Annotated in this window: 17 protein-coding genes; 16 read left to right on the forward strand and 1 reads right to left on the reverse strand. The window is 47.8% G+C overall.

Translation table 11 applies throughout. The features are described from left to right. Positions 1 to 96: 96 nt before the first annotated feature. From B9Y93_RS00395 to B9Y93_RS00450, 12 genes are all read left to right on the forward strand, one after another. Positions 97 to 2,298 (forward strand): RelA/SpoT family protein, encoded by a 2,202-nt coding sequence (locus B9Y93_RS00395; protein ID WP_085492402.1) that lies wholly within the window; start codon positions 97 to 99, stop codon positions 2,296 to 2,298. 419 nt (positions 2,299 to 2,717) lie between these two features. Further along, positions 2,718 to 3,167: a D-aminoacyl-tRNA deacylase gene (dtd, locus tag B9Y93_RS00400; RefSeq protein WP_085492403.1), complete on the forward strand. Its 450-nt coding sequence runs from the start codon at positions 2,718 to 2,720 to the stop codon at positions 3,165 to 3,167. A gap of 41 nt (positions 3,168 to 3,208) precedes the next feature. Continuing rightward, positions 3,209 to 3,355, forward strand: a complete 147-nt coding sequence (locus tag B9Y93_RS24435) for a hypothetical protein (protein WP_169026134.1) — start codon at positions 3,209 to 3,211, stop codon at positions 3,353 to 3,355. A 170-nt stretch (positions 3,356 to 3,525) separates the two neighbouring features. Continuing rightward, positions 3,526 to 3,978: a hypothetical protein gene (locus B9Y93_RS00410; protein WP_085492405.1), complete on the forward strand. Its 453-nt coding sequence runs from the start codon at positions 3,526 to 3,528 to the stop codon at positions 3,976 to 3,978. 863 nt (positions 3,979 to 4,841) lie between these two features. Further along, positions 4,842 to 6,092: a histidine--tRNA ligase gene (gene hisS / locus B9Y93_RS00415; protein WP_085492406.1), complete on the forward strand. Its 1,251-nt coding sequence runs from the start codon at positions 4,842 to 4,844 to the stop codon at positions 6,090 to 6,092. A 125-nt stretch (positions 6,093 to 6,217) separates the two neighbouring features. Next, positions 6,218 to 8,011 carry an aspartate--tRNA ligase gene (gene aspS, locus B9Y93_RS00420; RefSeq protein WP_085492407.1) on the forward strand — a complete coding sequence of 598 codons (1,794 nt, stop codon included), beginning with the start codon at positions 6,218 to 6,220 and terminating at the stop codon, positions 8,009 to 8,011. Between the two features lie 84 nt (positions 8,012 to 8,095). Then, the gene (locus tag B9Y93_RS00425) at positions 8,096 to 8,866 is read left to right on the forward strand and encodes a tRNA threonylcarbamoyladenosine dehydratase (protein ID WP_085492408.1); all 771 of its coding nucleotides are present in this window, start codon (positions 8,096 to 8,098) and stop codon (positions 8,864 to 8,866) included. Between the two features lie 242 nt (positions 8,867 to 9,108). Beyond that, complete coding sequence (locus B9Y93_RS00430; protein ID WP_085492409.1) at positions 9,109 to 10,440, forward strand: replication-associated recombination protein A; 1,332 nt, start codon at positions 9,109 to 9,111, stop codon at positions 10,438 to 10,440. Between the two features lie 489 nt (positions 10,441 to 10,929). Then, positions 10,930 to 11,241, forward strand: coding sequence for an ArsR/SmtB family transcription factor (locus tag B9Y93_RS00435; protein WP_085492410.1), 312 nt, complete (start codon positions 10,930 to 10,932; stop codon positions 11,239 to 11,241). Positions 11,242 to 11,511: 270 nt separating this feature from the next. Further along, positions 11,512 to 12,837: a hemolysin family protein gene (locus tag B9Y93_RS00440; RefSeq protein WP_085492411.1), complete on the forward strand. Its 1,326-nt coding sequence runs from the start codon at positions 11,512 to 11,514 to the stop codon at positions 12,835 to 12,837. Positions 12,838 to 12,936: 99 nt separating this feature from the next. Continuing rightward, positions 12,937 to 13,635: a class I SAM-dependent methyltransferase gene (locus B9Y93_RS00445; protein WP_085492412.1), complete on the forward strand. Its 699-nt coding sequence runs from the start codon at positions 12,937 to 12,939 to the stop codon at positions 13,633 to 13,635. Between the two features lie 28 nt (positions 13,636 to 13,663). Further along, a complete protein-coding gene (locus tag B9Y93_RS00450; protein ID WP_244903250.1) occupies positions 13,664 to 14,479 on the forward strand; it encodes a glycosyltransferase family 2 protein in 816 nt (271 codons plus the stop codon). Positions 14,480 to 14,721: 242 nt separating this feature from the next. Here the strand turns inward: B9Y93_RS00450 and mnmA are convergent, their stop codons facing one another. Beyond that, a complete protein-coding gene (gene mnmA, locus B9Y93_RS00455; RefSeq protein ID WP_085493888.1) occupies positions 14,722 to 15,921 on the reverse strand; it encodes a tRNA 2-thiouridine(34) synthase MnmA in 1,200 nt (399 codons plus the stop codon). Positions 15,922 to 16,261: 340 nt separating this feature from the next. Here mnmA and cymR point away from each other — a divergent pair, with 340 nt between their 5' ends. From cymR to B9Y93_RS00475, 4 genes are all read left to right on the forward strand, one after another. Continuing rightward, a complete protein-coding gene (gene cymR / locus B9Y93_RS00460; protein WP_085492413.1) occupies positions 16,262 to 16,681 on the forward strand; it encodes a cysteine metabolism transcriptional regulator CymR in 420 nt (139 codons plus the stop codon). 91 nt (positions 16,682 to 16,772) lie between these two features. Beyond that, positions 16,773 to 17,954, forward strand: coding sequence for a cysteine desulfurase family protein (locus B9Y93_RS00465; RefSeq protein ID WP_085492414.1), 1,182 nt, complete (start codon positions 16,773 to 16,775; stop codon positions 17,952 to 17,954). A 66-nt stretch (positions 17,955 to 18,020) separates the two neighbouring features. Continuing rightward, entirely contained in the window at positions 18,021 to 18,506 is a 486-nt protein-coding gene (locus tag B9Y93_RS00470; protein WP_085492415.1) for a PRC-barrel domain-containing protein, read from the forward strand. Positions 18,507 to 18,541: 35 nt separating this feature from the next. Continuing rightward, positions 18,542 to 18,760: a hypothetical protein gene (locus tag B9Y93_RS00475; RefSeq protein ID WP_085493889.1), complete on the forward strand. Its 219-nt coding sequence runs from the start codon at positions 18,542 to 18,544 to the stop codon at positions 18,758 to 18,760. Positions 18,761 to 19,169: the final 409 nt, after the last annotated feature.

Raw genomic sequence — 19,169 nt, forward strand, 5'->3', positions numbered from 1 at the left:
CCATTGACGTGTATACGGTTCAAAGGCATAATTATAGGATAATCTGTAAACAGGGACGACGCACGACCCAAATGGAAAGGAATCGAGACGAGTCCGATGGGCATAGATCAATTATTGACGAAAGCTTCAACTTATATAAAAGAACCAGATTTGGACCGCATTCGTGAAGCTTATGAATTCGCTGACAAAGCCCACTACGGGCAAGTGCGCAAATCTGGAGAGCCATATATCCTCCACCCACTAGCTGTGGCGGATATTGTGGTGAGCATGCAGATGGACCCGACCTCTGTTGTCGCGGCCCTGCTTCATGATGTCGTCGAAGACACCTCTGTCTCGCTTGAAGAAGTACGGGAAAAGTTCGGTGATACCTGTGCGATGCTTGTGGATGGCTTGACAAAGCTTGAGCGCATCCGGTTCCGCTCCAAGGAAGAGCAGCAAAACGAGAATTATCGGAAGATGTTTGTTGCAATGGCTAATGATATTCGCGTCATTGTGATCAAGCTTGCCGATCGCCTTCATAATATGCGTACGCTTAAGTTTCAATCTGAGGAAAGCCAGCGCCGCATTGCCTATGAGACGCTCGAAATCTTCTGCCCGATTGCGCATCGTCTAGGGATATCTGCGATCAAGTGGGAGATGGAGGATATTGCGCTTCGTTATTTGAACCCGCAGCAGTATTACCGGATCGCGAATCTGATGCACAAGAAGCGGGCAGAGCGAGAGCAATTCATTACCGATGTGATTGATCGCATCAAAGAGAAGCTTGATGAGATGGGCATCGAGGCCGATCTGTCAGGCAGACCGAAGCATATCTATAGCGTCTACAAAAAAATGACCGTCAAGAACAAGCAGTTCAACGAGATCTATGATCTGCTTGCCATCCGCATTCTGGTGGATAATATTAAAGACTGCTACGCAACTCTAGGCATTATCCATACGCTGTGGAAGCCGATGCCTGGCCGATTTAAAGACTATATCGCCATGCCGAAGGCGAATATGTATCAGTCGCTGCATACGACCGTGATAGGGCCGACAGGTGAACCTACCGAAGTGCAGATTCGAACATGGGACATGCACCGCACGGCGGAGTACGGGGTTGCCGCGCACTGGGCCTATAAGGAAGGCAATCCCAATGGCGTAGGGGGCAGCTTCGAGGAGAAGATGACATTCCTGCGCGAGATCTTGGATCTGCAGCAGGAGACAAAGGATGCGAGCGAATTCGTCGAATCGCTCAAGATGGACTTTTTCTCGGATCTCGTGTTCGTCTTTACGCCTAAAGGCGAAGTTATTGAGCTTCCTGCAGGCTCGGTGCCGCTTGACTTTGCGTATCGCATTCATACCGAGGTCGGGAACCGGACGATTGGCGCCAAGGTGAACGGACGCATCGTACCGCTTGATCATAAGCTGAAGACAGGCGATATTGTAGAAATTCTGACTTCGAAGCATTCTTACGGTCCGAGCGTGGACTGGATGAAGATTGCTCAGTCTTCTCACGCGAGATCGAAGATCAAGCAGTGGTTCAAGAAGGAAAAGCGGGAGGAGAATGTTCAGAAGGGACGCGAAGCGATTGAAAAAGAACTGAAGCGTCTTGGCATGGACGTGATGGAAACACAGGCGTTAATGGCAGAAGACAAGCTGTTAGAAGCCGCTAAGAAGTTTAATTTCAATGACGTCGAAGATATGATGTCAGCGATCGGATTTGGCGGCTTGACCGCTGCGCAGGTCTGCACAAGATTGACAGAGAAGATGCGCAAGGAAGCCGAAGAAGCGCAGCTTAAGCATCTCGAATTGACACAAGAAGTCAAAGAGATGAAGAAGGACACGACGAATCGCAAGTCAAGGCCAACGAATGGGGTTCGCGTGAAAGGCATCGATAACCTGCTTGTCCGCTTTGCCCGCTGCTGCAACCCGGTGCCTGGGGATGATATCGTAGGTTATGTGACGAGAGGCCGTGGAGTTTCTGTCCACCGGGCAGACTGCTTGAACCTGCCGCAGGAGATTGAAGGGGAGGAAGCAGAGCGCATCATCGAAGTCGAATGGGAAGATTCGAACGAGGCGAATTACAGTGTCGATATTGAGATTACCGGCATGGATCGCCGCGGCTTCCTGAATGAAGTGCTGCAGGTGGTATCTGAGAGCAAGACAAATATTGCAGCCGTATCTGGAAGATCGGATAAGAACAAGCTTGCGTTAATCCATATGACTGTGCTGATCCGCAATACGGAGCATTTGCAGTCTGTTGTGGAGAAGATCAAGCGGGTCAAGGATGTTTATACGGTTCAGCGTATTATGCAGTAACGAAGCAGCAACGAATGGAACGCATAAAGAGATGACATAGAGACTTCAAACAACGTTATACCTGCAATGAACAGCTGCCGAATGAGGCGGCTGTTTTTGTAAGTGTTGCAGAATCTACTGTTTTTTAAGTCGAGAAGCCTTTTGTTAATATCTTCAGGTCTTTCAGATGACGCATGACTTTAACCTAGTCATTCGTTTACGTTGTGGACGGAATTTGTTGTAAAATGCAATTTGTTAAAGAAACTTTTGCACTAAATCGCATTCTTGACATTTAGCGCCTTACGTAGCAGCATAGCTAACCATAAGGATGGATAACAGAGGGCAAGTTGTAACCCCATTATTTTGGATCAACAAAGTGGCCCGAGTTAATGAGCGAAGTGGAATAAATGAACGCAGTGGAACAAAGGAGAGACACAAAGATGAAAATCGTTGTACAGCGCGCAAAAGATGCAAAAGTTGTTGTTGAAGGCCAAACGGTTGGCCAGATTGATAAAGGGTTCATGCTGCTTGTTGGCGTAACGCATGAGGATACGGAGCAGGATGTAAACTGGCTGGCGGACAAGATTGTGGGTCTTCGCGTCTTTGAAGACGAAGCAGGCAAGATGAACCATTCGGTTCAAGACATAGGTGGAGCTATTTTATCGGTATCACAGTTTACGTTGTATGGCGACTGCCGCAAGGGCAGAAGACCGAACTTTATGGCTGCAGCTCGTCCTGAGCAAGCTGAGCAGCTGTACGAGCGCTTCAATGATCGGCTGCGAAGCCATGGCCTTACAGTAGAGACGGGCCGATTCGGTGCAATGATGGATGTTTCCTTTATCAATGATGGTCCGGTTACCTTGATTTTGGATAGTGAGGGAAAGGCGTAGGGCATACTAAGGCATCAATTCTTCACAAAGGAGCCTGAAATATGCGACAATCTCTGCAGCAGTTAGCCGTTCAGTATGGTGCGCATCGTCATGCCCATTCTCATCGCGAACGAATGATGGAGCTAAGACAGCATGAGCCAGAAGCTTGTCAACAGCGCCGAGAGGCGCCTGCTGGTCGCCGATGTTGAGAATCTTCGTCATGTATAGAGGCATTCGTTTGGCAATTATTGTGTTTCAGGCCATGAGAATGAGGTTAATGGAACACTACACCAACATCCAAGATGAAGCTTCAAATACGGATGATTGGACTATTCAAACGGCAATCGCATGAGAATCCAATGATAACGAGGTGATCATCATGACACGAATTCAAGCTTATACAAGAACGGAAAACGAAGCGGAGGCGCTGCGCACCTCTCTTGTTAAGGTGGAAGCCACGCAGATCGAGATCGGATCTATGGAAGATCCACTGGACAAAGGGGCAATGGTTTTTGCACCGCTGCCAGCGAACCCAGCTGGAGTCAGCTATGCAGGGTCCACCGCTCTTGGCAATGCAGGAGTAGTGGTTACGAATCCCAGCACAGAGGACAACGACGAGGTAGGGGCTCCTTATGAGGCGCGCTCAGAGGATATTCCGCTTGCAACTGACCGTGATGCCATTCTTGATGATGGCGATGATATCGTTGATGCCCCTAGCGATTTGCAATACGTCGTATCTGCTGTTGTTCCTGAGGAGCGTTATCGTGAAGCAGTACAGATGATTCGCAATCGCGGAGGCTATGTACTGAATACGAGTGCGCGTGTGGAGTAAATGTGAGCGGCAGGCAGGCTCCCGTACATCTATAGGGATGTAATAGAATGGCTTATTAGAAACTAAGCATGTACTTTTAACACATGTTCTTTATAAGAGTTCAAGCTGCTCACTTCGTTACGAGGTGAGCATTTTTCTTTTCAGCAAAGGGAGGCCTAATGCTTGTTAAGAATAAAAACATGAGAAAAACGGTGTAGAGAATGCTTATAGAAGCTCGGTTATAAAGCGCTTTCTTTGTTGTAATCTTTTTGTAATATCCGTTTCATGTTCCTTTAATAAATGTTTCCTATAATAGGCTCATGACCCCCTTTTAAGAATATATATTTTGTTGACCTACAATGATGATTGTAGGTTTTTTTCTGTTTATATAAGGGAATGCTTGACTTTAGTGTGCTGCATTATTACAATGTTTGTTATATATCTTTAGTGTTAATAATGAACTTATATGGATTCAATGACGGGAACAAGTAAGCTGCCCCCTCATAAACAGAGATAGGCTCCATGGCTGGAAGAGCCTTTTATGCAGGACAGTTGAATGACACCCCAGAGAACCGGCGGCGAAAGACTTGCTTGAATGGCAAGCTCCGGTAGACGTTAGGCGTGATGCGCACGTTACAGCGAATGAAGCGGAACAGCAGGCGAAGGAGCAGGCAGGCGATTATCATTGGTAAATGGATATCGTACATGTGCTCTATAAGGCAATGTTCCGGAATGTGGGTGGCACCACGGGTGAATGGCACAACCAATCTCTCGTCCCTTTTGCTCTTTAGAGCGCGGGACGGGAGTTTTTTATTTTTTACGAGTATACAGGGCGAATGCATCACAAGTAGAATGTGGGCGGTTTGTGTAGGAGGAGGATAAGCATGGCTTTTCAAAAACCAACAGGAACCCAGGATTTTTTGCCTGGAACGGTTGAGATTTGGCAGCACGTTGAGAACAAGGCAAGAGAGATCTGCCGCAACTTTAATTACAAGGAAATTCGCACCCCGATCTTTGAACAGACAGAGCTGTTTGAGCGCGGCGTAGGGGAAACAACGGACGTAGTAGAGAAGGAAATGTATACGTTCGTGGATAAGGGCAAGCGCAGCATGACGCTTCGTCCAGAAGGCACAGCTGGTGTTGTGCGCTCTTATGTGGAGAACAAATTGTATGGTGATCCTGACCTAACGAAGCTCTTTTATATGGGGCCTATGTTCCGTTATGAGCGCCCGCAGGCAGGTCGTTATCGCCAATTCCACCAATTCGGGGTGGAGGCGCTTGGAGGAACCGATCCAAGCTTGGATGCCGAGATCATTGCGCTTGGCTACGAGATCATGAAGGGAATCGGCCTGTCTGGTGTTCGAGTGGAGATTAACTCTGTCGGCAATGCAGAGAGCCGTGCAGCTTATCGCGAGAAGCTGCTTCAATTCTTGACTCCGATGAAAGAGACGCTCTGCAAGGACTGTCAGTCCCGCATGGAACGCAATCCGCTGCGCGTGCTTGATTGCAAGGTTGATCAAGAGAAATTTGCGGATGCGCCATCCATTCTGGACAGCTTGGATGAGGAATGCGACACGCATTTTGCCAAGGTAAGACAGCACCTGGATGCGATGGGCATCGAGTATGCCGTCAATACTCGCCTTGTTCGCGGCTTGGATTACTATACGCATACTGCATTTGAATACAAAGCAGAAGGCATTGGCGCCATCGATACTGTTGGCGGCGGCGGCCGCTACAACGGGCTTGTATCCGATATCGGCGGCCCAGATCAGCCAGGCATCGGCTTTGCGCTTGGACTTGAGCGCATTGTGCTTCTGTTAGAAAGCCAGAAGGTGGATCTGAACGCGCAAGCCCCAATTGATCTGTACCTGATTGGCTTAGGTGAGGCAGCCGAAAATATGGTGACAAAGCTTCTTTATCAGCTTCGCAAGGAAGGCATTGTTGCGGAAAAAGACTACCAAGGCCGCAAAATGAAGGCGATGATGAAGTCCGCGGACCGCATGCAGGCGCGCTTTGCAGCTATTCTTGGGGACGACGAGCTTGAGAAGGGCGAGGTAGCCCTTAAGGAGCTTGCAACAGGGGAGCAGCGTCTTGTGCCGATTACAGAGCTTGCTCAAGCGATCCGCCAGGCTTAAGGCGGCCACTTCTTAAGCAAGTAAACCATTGTACGGCAGTGAGCGATGACAGCAATGCTGCTTTTAGACAATGAAGCAGCATGTTACGTTATTAAATTTATACTTATAGATGGGATGTGCCAGTTATGATGTACAAAACACATCATTGTGGAAAGCTAACAAAAGAAAATATTGGAGAGACGGTTACTCTCAATGGCTGGGTACAGCGTCGCCGCGACCTTGGCGGCGTATTATTTATCGATCTTCGCGACCGCAGCGGCATTATGCAGGCGGTATTCAATCCTGAATTCTCAGCAGAAGCGCATGCGATTGCAGATAGAGCCCGCAACGAGTTCGTAATTGCTGTAACTGGCACCGTCGTGCTTCGTGATGAGGAGACGATTAACAAGAATCTCCCGACAGGCGAAATCGAGGTACGTGTAACAGAAATCGAGATTTTGAACCAAGCGAAGAATCCGCCATTTTTCATTGAAGACGATATTGAGATTGATGAGTCCCTTCGTCTGCGCTATCGTTACCTAGACCTTCGTCGTCCCGAGATGCAGCAAACGCTCATGCTTCGCTCAAAGGCTGCAAAAGCTTTCCGCGACTTCTTGGACAGCGAGGAGTTCATGGAAGTGGAAACACCGATCTTGACGAAGAGCACACCAGAAGGCGCACGCGACTATCTTGTTCCAAGCCGTGTGCATCCAGGCGAATTCTATGCCTTGCCGCAATCTCCGCAGCTCTTTAAGCAGTTGTTGATGGTTTCCGGTATGGAGCGCTACTACCAGATCGCTCGCTGCTTCCGCGATGAGGACCTTCGTGCGGACCGCCAGCCTGAGTTCACACAGGTCGACATCGAGACATCGTTCTTGTCCCGCGATCAATTGCTTGACATGATGGAGAAGCTGATGGTTCACTTGTTCAAGACGACCAAGGGCATCGATGTTGCTACTCCTTTCCAGCGCTTGACTTATGATGATGCAATGAATAAATACGGCTCCGATAAGCCGGACCTTCGCTTTGGCCTTGAGATTCAGGATGTATGCGATATCGTTCAGAACTCTGGCGTGAAGGTGTTTGCTTCTGTTATTGAGAACGGCGGAGTGGTTAAAGCCTTGAACGCGAAGGGCTGCGGCACTTGGAGCCGTAAAGAGATCGACGACTTGGCACCATTTGCTGCTCGTTATGGCGCGAAGGGACTGGCTTGGATTCAAGTGAAGGACGGCGAATTCAAGGGTCCAATCGTGAAGTTTATGAGCGAAGAAGAGATCGCTGCACTTCGTGAGCGTCTTGGCGCAGAAGATGGAGACCTTATCTTGTTCTCCGCGGACAAGAAGAAAGTTGTATATGATGTGCTTGGCAATCTTCGTCTGCTTGTCGGCCGCCGCATGAATCTTATTAATGATAAAGAATACAAATTCGCATGGGTGGTTGACTTCCCATTGGTTGAGTATGATGAAGATGCGAAGCGCTATGTGGCTCTTCACCATCCATTCACACGCCCGCTGGAAGAAGATCTGCACCTGTTCGACACTGATCCAGGCAAGATGCGTGCAGAAGCGTATGACGTTGTCTTGAACGGCTACGAAGTAGGCGGGGGTTCCATGCGTATCTACAAGCGCGACGTGCAAGAAAAAATGTTCGCGGCGCTTGGCTTCTCACCAGAAGAAGCGCAAGAGCAGTTCGGCTTCCTGCTTAACGCGTTCGAATACGGAACACCTCCACATGGCGGTGTAGCATTCGGCCTTGATCGGCTTGTCATGCTTCTTGCTGGCAGCACGAACCTTCGTGAGACGATTGCTTTCCCTAAGACAGCGAGCGCAACCGACTTGATGACAGACGCGCCAAACGAAGTAGCCTTGAAGCAGCTTGAAGAGCTTCATATTCGCACCAAGGTGAAAAAAGAAGAAAAGAAGAGCGAACCTAACGCTTAATGAATACAGCTTACATGAGAAACGCTTCCGCCCTGTGCTTGGCGGCTAAGCGTTTCTTCTTCTGTAGAAGAAGGAGGCATGAGAATGCTTAATCAATTTTCCCGAACGGAGCTTGCGATTGGTCCTGAGGGAATAGAGAAAATGAAAAACAGCACCGTGGCTGTGCTTGGCATTGGGGGAGTAGGCTCAATCGCTGCAGAGGCATTAGCGCGCACGGGAGTAGGCCGCATTATTCTTATCGACAAAGATGTTGTGGATATTACCAATATCAATCGTCAGATTCATGCGCTTACGACGACAATCGGTCAAAAGAAAGCCAACTTAATGCAGGAGCGGATCAAGCTGATCAATCCTGAGTGCGATGCGATCGCGCTTAATATGTTCTATACAGAAGAGACCTGCGAAGAGCTTTTTAAATATGAGCTTGATTATGTCGTGGATGCCTCGGATACCGTATCCTATAAAATCCATCTGATTAAAGAGTGTCTGCGCCGCAAAATTCCGATTATCTCAAGCATGGGCGCCGCAAATAAAATGGATCCTTCTCGCTTTGAGGTTGCGGATATTTCCAAGACAAGCGTTGATCCTATTGCGCGTGTGATTCGTCAGAAGCTGCGCAAGCAAGGAATTAAAAAAGGGGTAAAGGTGGTCTTCTCTACTGAGGAACCGATTAAGCCTCGCGAGGATATTACGCAAAAGATCGTGCCTGAGAATGCGCCGGATATTCGCAAAGCGAAGCAGCCTCCATCTTCCAATGCCTTCGTGCCGCCAGTGGCAGGGCTTATTATGGTAAGTGTGGTTGTGCAGGATCTGTTGAAGAAAATGAAAAAAGAGCAGGAGCAAGCCGAACAATAGGTTTAAGCTTTTACTCTTCAGGAGCTGTTCATTGAATGTAAATTTCGATGGACAGCTTTTTGCTATTGCTGACATGGGGCGCACAATGTGTAACGGTGTGGAAGCACTTCAGCGTAGGATTGGTTTTCTCGCCTCCATGGTTATTGCAGCGAACATTCGTTCTTGATATCGTGAATAATCGACTTGATTATGATAAGATGTAGGCAAGTTGTTGGTAATGATCGTAAAGAGTGGTGACCGAGATGGACTTATTTTCATATCAGGAAGAACAGAACCCCAGCATGCGTCTTCTAGCTGATCGCATGCGTCCAAAAACATTGGATGAATATATCGGGCAGGAGCATATCGTAGGCCCGCATCGCTTGCTGCGGCGCGCGATTGAAGCTGATCGAGTCTCCTCGATCCTGCTGTATGGCCCTCCAGGATGCGGGAAGACGACGCTTGCGAATATTATCGCCGAACGGACACAAGGCGCATTTGTCCGCTTGAATGCAGTAGATGCTTCGGTAAAGGATGTCCGAGAGGTCATTCAAGAAGCAGAGACCGCGCGCAACATGTATGCGCGCAAGACGATCCTCTTTCTTGATGAGGTGCATCGCTTCAATCGCTCCCAGCAGGATGCGCTGCTTCCTGCCGTTGAGAAGGGGACGATTATATTTATCGGTGCGACAACGGAGAACCCGTTTCATACGGTCAATGGGGCTCTGATTAGCCGTTCTACTTTGTTTCAATTGAAGCCTTTGACAGCCGAGCACAGCATGCTCGCGATGCAGCGCGCTCTTCTAGACAAGGAGCAGGGCCTTGGCTTCCTGCCGCTGCAAGTGGATGAAGAAGCGATGAAGCATATTGCAGCTATGGCGAACGGCGATATTCGCAGAGCACTGAATGCCTTGGAACTCGCAGCAATGACGACAACGCCAGAAGAAGACGGCACGATCCGCGTGACGCTTCAAGAAGCCGAGGAGTCTGTGCGCAGACCTACCGTGCAGGCCGATGAATCCACTCAGTATGATGTGCTGTCGGCCTTTCATAAGAGTATCCGCGGTTCCAGTGATGCAGCGCTGTTTTGGTTCTTCTATGCTGTGGAGAAGCTTGGCATGGACCCGATGACCTTTATCCGCCGCTTAACCGTAGCATGCAGCGAAGACATAGGGCTTGCCAATCCACAAGCAATGGTGCAGGCTGTCAGCGCTCTAGAGGCCTATCATCGCATTGGATGGCCCGAGTCGAAGTATATTATTTCCCAGGCCATATTGTTTGCTGTGGAAAGTCCGAAGTCCAACAGCATTCCCGTTGCGATCCAGAGGATCATGCAAGCGATGGAGGAGAGCCGCTCAGCAGAGGTTCCGATGCATCTGCGAGACACGCATTACAAGGGTGCTGCTCAGCTTGGCAACAAAGGGTACCAATATCCGCATGATTATCCTGAGCATTATGTTGTGCAGCAGTATTTGCCTGATGCTATTCGCAATCGAACCTTTTTCATGGCCTCAGAGCAGGGAATGGAAGCAAAGATGAAGATTAATCAAGAGCGAAGACGCAATCGTGCTAGGCAGGAAAAAGGAGAACGATAGAAGTTGCTTCATGTAGAAGCAGGTTGCATCATAAGAGCAATGGGCTGTTAGGCTTGCGTACTTCTGATGGCCAGACAGCAACAAAAATTACGGTTTCCGTTTATTCGGAAGAAGGACCACGTCCATTGATGCAGAATTGTTGAAGTGATAGCAATGCTTAGTACAGCTTGCTGATTTATGAGAGCAGCATGACAGAAGGAAGCCTCGTGTGCTCTAGAGAATGGAACTCACAGCTGTTGCTTATCGTTTTGGCAAAACACATCAAGGGTAAACATGATCATGTGCGTTTGCCTAAGTGTGATGTTGTGTGACAGCATCCGATCTGATCAGCAATCAAAAGGACATTCCTTAGAATGGAAGCACCTGAACAAATCTTCCTCTTCATATGTGGTTATGTTCAGAAGATGGAGGACAAGATAAGGAAGGCAGCAGCCATTATCCATGCATGAGCCTGACAGAATGGAATGAACGATAAGGAGTCTGATTTCAATGGACGTATTCGAAGCAAAAGAATGGAGCCCTGATGTATTGGAAAAAGTATCGCAAACATTCAAAGCATTGGGGGACCCGACCCGTATTCGCATTTTGACTTTGCTGGCCAAGGAAGAATGTGCGGTAAATCAGATTGCAGAGAGCTTGCAGTTGTCCCAATCTGCGGTATCTCACCAATTGAAAACGCTTCGTGCGTATCGATTTGTCCGCTATCGCAGAGAAGGTCAGAATATGCTTTACTCTTGTGATGACGAACAGATCATTGGGTTGTTGAACGAAGCCTATCGTTATGCATCCACGGGGTCCTAATTGGGGTTAGTCGACTTGAATTAGTTGTGATAGGACTCGCAAAAGAATGAATATACATAATCTCAATCCTCGATATCGGAGGTGCTGCCATCTGGTTTAAAGGAGGTCGTTCTCCCGTCGGTTTGACGATTATGTCAAAAGTTCTATAATGGACGTAAGGCGAATAACGATTCAATGGATATGAATAATGCATCATGAGGAGGTGGACCTGTTCGTCATGGGAGGCGAATAGGGATACGTTTGGAGGATCCGTTACCGATATTTTGGGGAATGCTGTTAGTTGTAGTATTGGTTTTTTTGAATGGCTTTTTTGTTGCCGCAGAGTTTGCCATCGTGAAGGTACGAGGCTCTCGCATTGATACCTTGGTTCAAGAGGGCAATGCCAGAGCCAAACGTGCAAAAGTCCTGACCCATCACTTGGATGCGTATTTGTCCGCTTGTCAGCTGGGCATTACCTTGGCATCGCTAGGTTTAGGGTGGATTGGTGAAGCGACTGTGGCGAAGCTGCTTCATGATCCTCTGCAAGCATTGGGCTTTAGCGAGGCGCTTATTGTAACCATTGCGACAGCGATTGCATTTATTTTTATTACGATCATGCACATTGTGCTGGGCGAACTGGCGCCGAAGACACTAGCTATTCGCAAGTCCGAGCAAGTTGCTTTGCTGACTGCGCTGCCGCTCACCTTGTTCTATAAACTAATGTTTCCTTTTATTTGGCTGCTTAATGGAACCGCGAATATGCTGCTGAGAGTGTTCCGCGTGGAACCTGCTTCCGAGCACGATTCCGCTCACACCGAAGAAGAAATTCGTATTTTGGTCAAGGAAAGTCATAAAAGTGGACTCATTAATAATACGGAACTAACCTTGATGGATAATATATTTGAATTCTCCGAGACGCATGCGCGCGAAATTATGATACCACGTACGGAGATGGTCTGCTTATATACGGAAGACGGTTTTGAGAAGAATCAGCAAAAAGCCTATCGTGAGATGCATACCCGCTATCCGGTCTGTGATCCGGATAAGGATCATATTATTGGCTTCGTTCATATTAAAGACCTTGTTAAAGTGACTGATGTTAATCCGAATATCCGTGATGTTATACGCCCCATCCTTAGTGTGCCAGAGTCCATGTCCATCAGCGCGTTAATGAAGCTGATGCAGAAGACGAAAATGCAGATTGCAATCCTCATTGATGAATATGGTGGAACAGCAGGTCTTGTGACGCTTGAGAACATCATGGAAGAGATCGTCGGCGAGATTCAAGATGAATTCGATGAGGAACTTCCCCAGATGATCAAGCGCGCTGATCAGCTATACTCTATTGATGGCAAGATGCTTATTGAAGAAGTGAATGCTTACTTCGGCTGCTCCATATCCTTGGAGGATTATGATACGATTGGAGGATGGTTGTATTCTCAGGTGGAGATACCGCCTATGAAGGGACAACGAGTCACATTGGATCATGCGCTGGAGTTTATTATAGAAGATACGTATCATCTTCGAATTACAAGAATCCTGGTAAAAAAAATAGGTGAGCTCACGCCTTCCATGGAAACGCACGAAGACGCCTCATCGTTGAAGGAAGCCCGCTAATTTGAATAGCGGGCTTTTTCATATGTTTTTATTGCAGTGGGCATCGGTGTTCGCCAATCTATAAGGATGGAATATATTGAGAGCAAGGAGGTGGAGCGTATGCTAGCTTTTGTAGACAAAATCATTCTTCCTCTGCTCTCAATCTCGCATTCGCGCAAGATTGTCGAAGTAGGAGCGGAGTTTGGTAACACAACGTTGAAGCTGCTGGAGTATTGCCGAGTAGTAGGAGGGCACTTATTCGTTGCTGACCCTGCTCCTCGATTCGATGTAGAGGATTATAAACGCCGTTACCATAAGCAATTTCATATGCTCAAGGATTACAGTCTTGAGATTCTCCCTCATATTCACGACTATGACTGCATTCTATTAGACGGTGACCATAATTGGTATACCGTGTATAACGAGCTGAAGTGCATCGAGAAGATGGCGCTTCGCAATCAAAAGCTCCCTATTATTTTGCTCCACGATACGGAGTGGCCTTATGGCCGTCGAGATATGTATTACTTTCCTGATTCGATTCCTGATCTTTTTCGCAAGCCTTATGCGAAGAAAGGGATTAAGTTGGGACAGTCTATCCTGCTGGAATCAGGCGGAGCCAATGCGATCCTTAATAACGCGCTGTATGAGAATGGACCATGGAATGGGGTGCTTACTGCGATTGAAGATTTTCTGAAGCAAACACCGCTCCCTTACAGTTTCCATCGATGCTACTCCAATAATGGTCTTGGCATTCTCACACCGAAACACCCCGAGTTTGATAAAAATGTCCAAAACTTGATTACAGCCTCAGGCTTATAGGTGCATGGCATTTTGAAGAGGAGGAGGTATGGTGACTAGCTCCCTATTTACCATCGTCATTCTTGTAATGAATCAAATTGAGATTACAAGACAATGCATCGCTTATATTCGTGCACTCCAAAGCAAGCCTATCCCGATTCTAATCATTGATAATGGCTCGGATCCGATCTATTCCAATGAACTTAGACATCTTGGAGATGGATATATTCGCAATGAACAGAATCTTGGTGTCATTTCTGCAATGAATCAGGCGTGGCCATTGATCCAGACTCCGTTCGTGATGTATATGCATAATGATGTGCTTGTGCTGGAAAAGCATTTTGATGAAAAAATAACGGCTGTCCTTGCGCATATTCCCCATGTGGGAGCAGCAGGGTTCGGCGGCGGCTATATGGTGGATTGCCGAGGAACCCGCAATCGGTTTACAAGCAATTTGCTCGATGCTGAGGTACATGGAACTCGAATGATCGCTCCTTTCGTACCATCTGTCGCGCTTGACGGCTTATGCCTGATTATAAGGAAAGAGCTGCTCATTTCGTTGCGAGGCATTGCTAAGGAATATACGTACCACCATTTTTACGATATGGATATTTGCTTGGCGGCTATTTATCAAGGTTATAAAGTAGTTGCAATCAATATTCTGCATCAACATACAGGCTCAATGACCTCAAAGCGCGCGGATTATGTGAAGTGGTTAAGTGAACGCGGAATGACAGATATGGAGCTGTATGAATATAATCGAGGCATCTTCCATACCAAGTGGGGGCATAGAGGTTATGTGCTCGTGCATGAACATCACTTTCTATACCATGATAGAGCAGGCATGATTCCAATGAGAATTTAAGGAAAGAGGGATGGACCTTATTGTATGGGATGCATGCTTCGGACAGGCCGAGTGAAGGCTGATTACGTAAGCATGCAGACTGAGGAAGAAAATGAGGAGAGCTGGCTGGCCTGAAAGCTGCTTCATGCTGCAAGGAAACAGGCATTCGTTTAAGCGAAAATATGTTTTATAAAGAACAAGACGGCGTCTTAGAAGATACCGTCTTGTTTGAACTGCGAGAACATATTTAGCACAAAAGTGCCTTATCCCTGCTTGGCAGCAGTGGGTGCCTTTTTAGCTTTAGATGGCTTCTTTGCCTTCGTCGCCTTTGGCTTCTTCTCCAGAATAGGAGGACGCTTCGTATCGATCATATGAATATGATCGATCGTTCCTCCACCTAAGCATTGCTCGCCGTCGTAGAAGACGACAGCTTGGCCTGGAGTGATGGCACGCTGCTGTGTATCAAACACAACATGGACAGAGCCATCGGAGAGCTTCGTGAGCGTTACGCCTTGGTCTGCTTGGCGATAGCGGAACTTTGCCGTGCAAGTGATGGGCCCCTCCGGCATATCTCCGGCAATCCAGTTGACATTAACTGCCGTAAGCCCAGTTGAATATAAGCTTGGGTGAGCATCTCCCTGCACAACATACAAGAGATTCTGCTCTAGATCCTTATCGACGACGAACCATGGCTCGCCTGTACCAGAACCGCCGATGCCAAGGCCTTGCCGCTGTCCGAGCGTATAATACATCAGCCCGTCATGGCGTCCTTTGACTTCTCCTGTGCGTACATCCACCATTTGCCCTGGCTGTGCGGGAAGGTACTGGCTTAGGAACTCCTTGAAGTTGCGCTCGCCGATGAAGCAAACGCCGGTGCTGTCTTTTTTCTTCGCTGTTGCAAGGCCGTTCTCAAGAGCAATGCGGCGCACTTCGGGCTTAGGCAGATGACCGATAGGGAACATCGCTCGCGAGAGCTGCTCTTGGCTCAAGGCATTAAGGAAGTAAGTTTGATCCTTATTGCTGTCAACGCCGCGAAGCAGCTTGAATTGCCCGTCTTGTTCGATCACTCGCGCATAATGGCCGGTCGCTACGTACTGCGCTCCAAGATCAAGCGCGGTTTGCAGGAACTCGCCAAACTTAATCTCGCGATTGCACAGTACATCCGGATTTGGCGTGCGACCGTGGCGATATTCATCCAGGAAGTAAGCGAATACCTTGTCGTAGTACTGCTTTTCAAAATTTACGGTATAGTATGGAATGCCGATCTGTTCACACACACGGCGCACATCTTCAGCGTCATCCTCAGCTGTACAGTGGCCAAATTCATCGGTATCATCCCAGTTTTTCATAAATATGCCGATAACGTCATAGCCTTGTTCTTTCAAGAGCAGGGCCGTCACGGAAGAATCAACTCCCCCTGACATGCCGACAACGACACGAGTTGAGGCATTGCTAGTTGTCATGATTATCACCATCTTACTTTCTCATATTATTCTACGATCTATAGATACAGTGGTGGAGGAGCAGGAATGAAACGTGTTCAAGCGGCTAGTGCATGCTCTATAGCAACTTCCGCTGAGGTTCACATCGTGGAAATGCACACCACTGTCTACAAAGGCAAAAAGACTTATCGTATATTGTAACATACTCGCCTTTTATACCGAAAGTCAGAACAATTGTCAAGAAGTGTCCGAATAGAAAGGGATAATATTGTCCATAACGTGGATAGTTATGATAGGATATACAGAGTGGCTATAGGAATACACAGAATTAATATAGGAATAGATGAGGTGTCGATTGTAAATGAAGATTTCTACTAAAGGTCGTTATGGATTAACCATTATGATGGAGCTTGCGAGGAGCTATGGCGAGGGGCCGACTTCCTTAAAAAGCATTGCAGAGCGTAATCAGCTCTCAGAGCATTATTTGGAGCAGTTGATCGCGCCCCTTCGTAATGCAGGGCTTGTAAAAAGCATCCGCGGGGCATATGGAGGCTATATTCTTTCCCGCGAGCCAGAAGTGATTAGTGCTGGCGAGATTATCCGTGTATTGGAAGGTCCAATCTCTCCGGTTGATTTTACGGAGGAAGATGATCCTGCGAAGCGGGATTTGTGGATGCGCATCCGGGACAGCATTGCGCAGGTGCTGGATTCAACAACGCTTAATGATCTGATTCATTATAATGGTCAGTCCGGACAGGATAACTACATGTTCTATATTTAATATTAATAAAGTTCGAGATATTGCTCCTTGGCATCAAGCCGTTGCTGACCATTCGGGGCAGGAATTACCGTAATAGAGATGAGGGAAAGTCATGGAACATATCTACATGGATCACGCAGCCACGACGCCAATGCGCCAAGAGGTCGTAGAGGCAATGATGTGTGCGATGAACAAAAGCTATGGGAATCCGTCCAGCATTCATGCTTATGGACGTGAAGCTAAGCGAATGATCCAAGATGCAAGGGATCAGATTGCCTTGATGCTAGGCGCTTCTCCTCATGAGATTATCTTTACAAGCGGTGGCAGCGAGAGCGATAACACTGCAATCTTTGGCGCAGCTTGGTCTGCCTGGCTGAGAGCAAGAGAACACCAATCTGGTGCAGAGCGCTCTAAGCCCCATGTTATTACTTCCACGATTGAGCATCATGCGGTGCTGCATGCATGTGAGCATCTAGAGAAGCTGGGCTTCGAGGTCACTTATGTAGCGCCAGATGCTTGCGGTGTGGTGCGCCCCGATGCGGTTAAGGCGGCCATTCAGCCGAATACCTGCCTGATCAGCTTGATGATGGGCAACAATGAAGTAGGGAGCCTGCAGCCGATTCAAGAGATCGGAGAGCTTGCTCATGCTCATGATATTCTCATGCATACAGATGCTGTGCAAGCCTTAGGAATGATCGAACTGTCTTTGAACAAGCTGCCTGTTGATTTTGCCAGCTTTTCTGCTCATAAGATCAATGGCCCAAAAGGAGTAGGCATCCTATATGTGAAACAGGGCGTGGCCTATGAGTCCTTTATTCACGGAGGCAACCAAGAACGCAAGCATCGGGCAGGTACTGAAAATGTGTCTGGCATCGTAGGCATGGCTGCTGCAGTGAAGCTTGCTGAAGAGGAACGATCCGATAAGCTGGTGCAGCTTGCGGAGGTTCGGGATGCCCTTTGGACAGGATTGCAGGAGCTGTTGCAGGATCGAGTGGTGTTGAACGGTCACCCTACAGCACGTCTTCCCCATATTCTTAATGTCAGCATTCTTGATGTTCCGACAGAGAACATGCTGATGAATCTGGATATGATGGGTGTGATGGTGTCCAGTGGATCAGCATGCACCTCTGGCTCGCTCGAAGTCTCCCATGTGCTGCAGGCGATGGAGCTTTCTGACGAAAGATTGCGCTCGGCGATAAGATTCAGCTTTGGATTGGGCAATACTAAAGAACAAGCGCAAGAAGTCGTTAAACGAATTGCAACCATCGTCACCCGCGTACGTAATAGACACTGAGAGCTGTGAGATTCGAAGGTCTTCTTAGCGCAGGGGTGGCCTTGTGTACTAGAAGGAGGCTCTTCGATGAAAGTGCTTGAATTGATCGGACTTCCTGTTTATGACATTTTTACAGGCAAGAAAGTATCTAAGGTGAAGGATGTCTGGATTACAGAACAGTGGATGATTTCGCATTTGGAGCTAGAGAGCAGTCACCGCTTCTCTCGCAAGCTAAGAATGATTGCTTGGGAGCATATATCTGCGTTTGGCGAGGACGCCGTTATGATTAAGAGCCGTGCAGTGATCGAGGAGACAGAGCAGGTGCATGAAGGGGCGCGCACCTTTCTCATTGGTCCAAGACATTTGAAGGAGATCCCTGTCGTTACCGAGGAAGGAAACCAATTGGGAAGCATTGCGGATGTTTATTTTCGTCCCAATATGGGCAATACAGTAACAGGATTGGAAATTACAGACGGAATCCTATCGGATCTTCTAGAAGGAAGGCAGCAGTTGGATTGGACAAGCCAGATGCGTCTAGGGGATGACGCGGTGGTGATTGTGACCACGGCGTAAAGGGATCAATGTCTTGGAACGGAATGGTGAACGATATGCGATGCCCGAACTGCAACTCCAAAGATATCGGGAAGATTGGCTCCCATCAATTCTATTGCTGGGGCTGCTTCATTGAACTGACGGTAAATGGAGACAAGATGAGCGTCTATCAGGTCGAAGAAGATGGAACCTTGAGTTCCCTGGACGACCTGTTCTTTGGCGATGACTGGCTCCCAACCGATGTGGGAGAAACACAGACCTCTACTCAAATGTAGAGTAGTCTGGAAGAAGAGCGTTCTTCTTATAGAGGTTATGCTGAACGATGATGAGCATGCTTCTAGCAGGAGGGACGCTTATTTTGTGTACGTTATAAACTTGCACGCTATCGTATAATCAAGCAAGGCGTGCCTATTTTTGGCTCGGAATGATAGCGAATCCGTCCCATAAAATTTTTAAGAAATTTCATAATTTCATGGTCATACAGGATGGCATAACGTGATGCCCTTGCCCTGCAAGGCTTCAGCCCTCTCTATAAGCAACCGAGCAGATCGTAGAAGAATGTTAAAGCGCTAAATGCTGTGACATAATACATATTGTATTAAAAAATCGGTGTGCATACTATATATTGTGTTTATAAGAGAGGATGGAGATTAAAGATGTCAAAGGCAGCCATTCGAGTTCTAC

The organism is Paenibacillus aquistagni (genome assembly GCF_900177815.1).
Taxonomy (GTDB): Bacteria; Bacillota; Bacilli; order Paenibacillales; family Paenibacillaceae; genus Paenibacillus_B; species Paenibacillus_B aquistagni.

Coding starts and splice junctions, on each gene's coding strand:
- B9Y93_RS00475 (WP_085493889.1), top strand. CDS start 18,542: ATGCGATGCCCGAACTGCAACTCCAAAGATATCGGGAAGATTGGCTCC.
- B9Y93_RS00430 (WP_085492409.1), top strand. CDS start 9,109: ATGGACTTATTTTCATATCAGGAAGAACAGAACCCCAGCATGCGTCTT.
- B9Y93_RS00445 (WP_085492412.1), top strand. CDS start 12,937: ATGCTAGCTTTTGTAGACAAAATCATTCTTCCTCTGCTCTCAATCTCG.
- hisS (WP_085492406.1), top strand. CDS start 4,842: ATGGCTTTTCAAAAACCAACAGGAACCCAGGATTTTTTGCCTGGAACG.
- mnmA (WP_085493888.1), bottom strand. CDS start 15,921: ATGACAACTAGCAATGCCTCAACTCGTGTCGTTGTCGGCATGTCAGGG.
- B9Y93_RS00450 (WP_244903250.1), top strand. CDS start 13,664: ATGGTGACTAGCTCCCTATTTACCATCGTCATTCTTGTAATGAATCAA.
- cymR (WP_085492413.1), top strand. CDS start 16,262: ATGAAGATTTCTACTAAAGGTCGTTATGGATTAACCATTATGATGGAG.
- dtd (WP_085492403.1), top strand. CDS start 2,718: ATGAAAATCGTTGTACAGCGCGCAAAAGATGCAAAAGTTGTTGTTGAA.
- B9Y93_RS24435 (WP_169026134.1), top strand. CDS start 3,209: ATGCGACAATCTCTGCAGCAGTTAGCCGTTCAGTATGGTGCGCATCGT.
- B9Y93_RS00435 (WP_085492410.1), top strand. CDS start 10,930: ATGGACGTATTCGAAGCAAAAGAATGGAGCCCTGATGTATTGGAAAAA.
- B9Y93_RS00440 (WP_085492411.1), top strand. CDS start 11,512: ATGCTGTTAGTTGTAGTATTGGTTTTTTTGAATGGCTTTTTTGTTGCC.
- B9Y93_RS00410 (WP_085492405.1), top strand. CDS start 3,526: ATGACACGAATTCAAGCTTATACAAGAACGGAAAACGAAGCGGAGGCG.
- B9Y93_RS00425 (WP_085492408.1), top strand. CDS start 8,096: ATGCTTAATCAATTTTCCCGAACGGAGCTTGCGATTGGTCCTGAGGGA.
- aspS (WP_085492407.1), top strand. CDS start 6,218: ATGATGTACAAAACACATCATTGTGGAAAGCTAACAAAAGAAAATATT.
- B9Y93_RS00465 (WP_085492414.1), top strand. CDS start 16,773: ATGGAACATATCTACATGGATCACGCAGCCACGACGCCAATGCGCCAA.
- B9Y93_RS00470 (WP_085492415.1), top strand. CDS start 18,021: ATGAAAGTGCTTGAATTGATCGGACTTCCTGTTTATGACATTTTTACA.
- B9Y93_RS00395 (WP_085492402.1), top strand. CDS start 97: ATGGGCATAGATCAATTATTGACGAAAGCTTCAACTTATATAAAAGAA.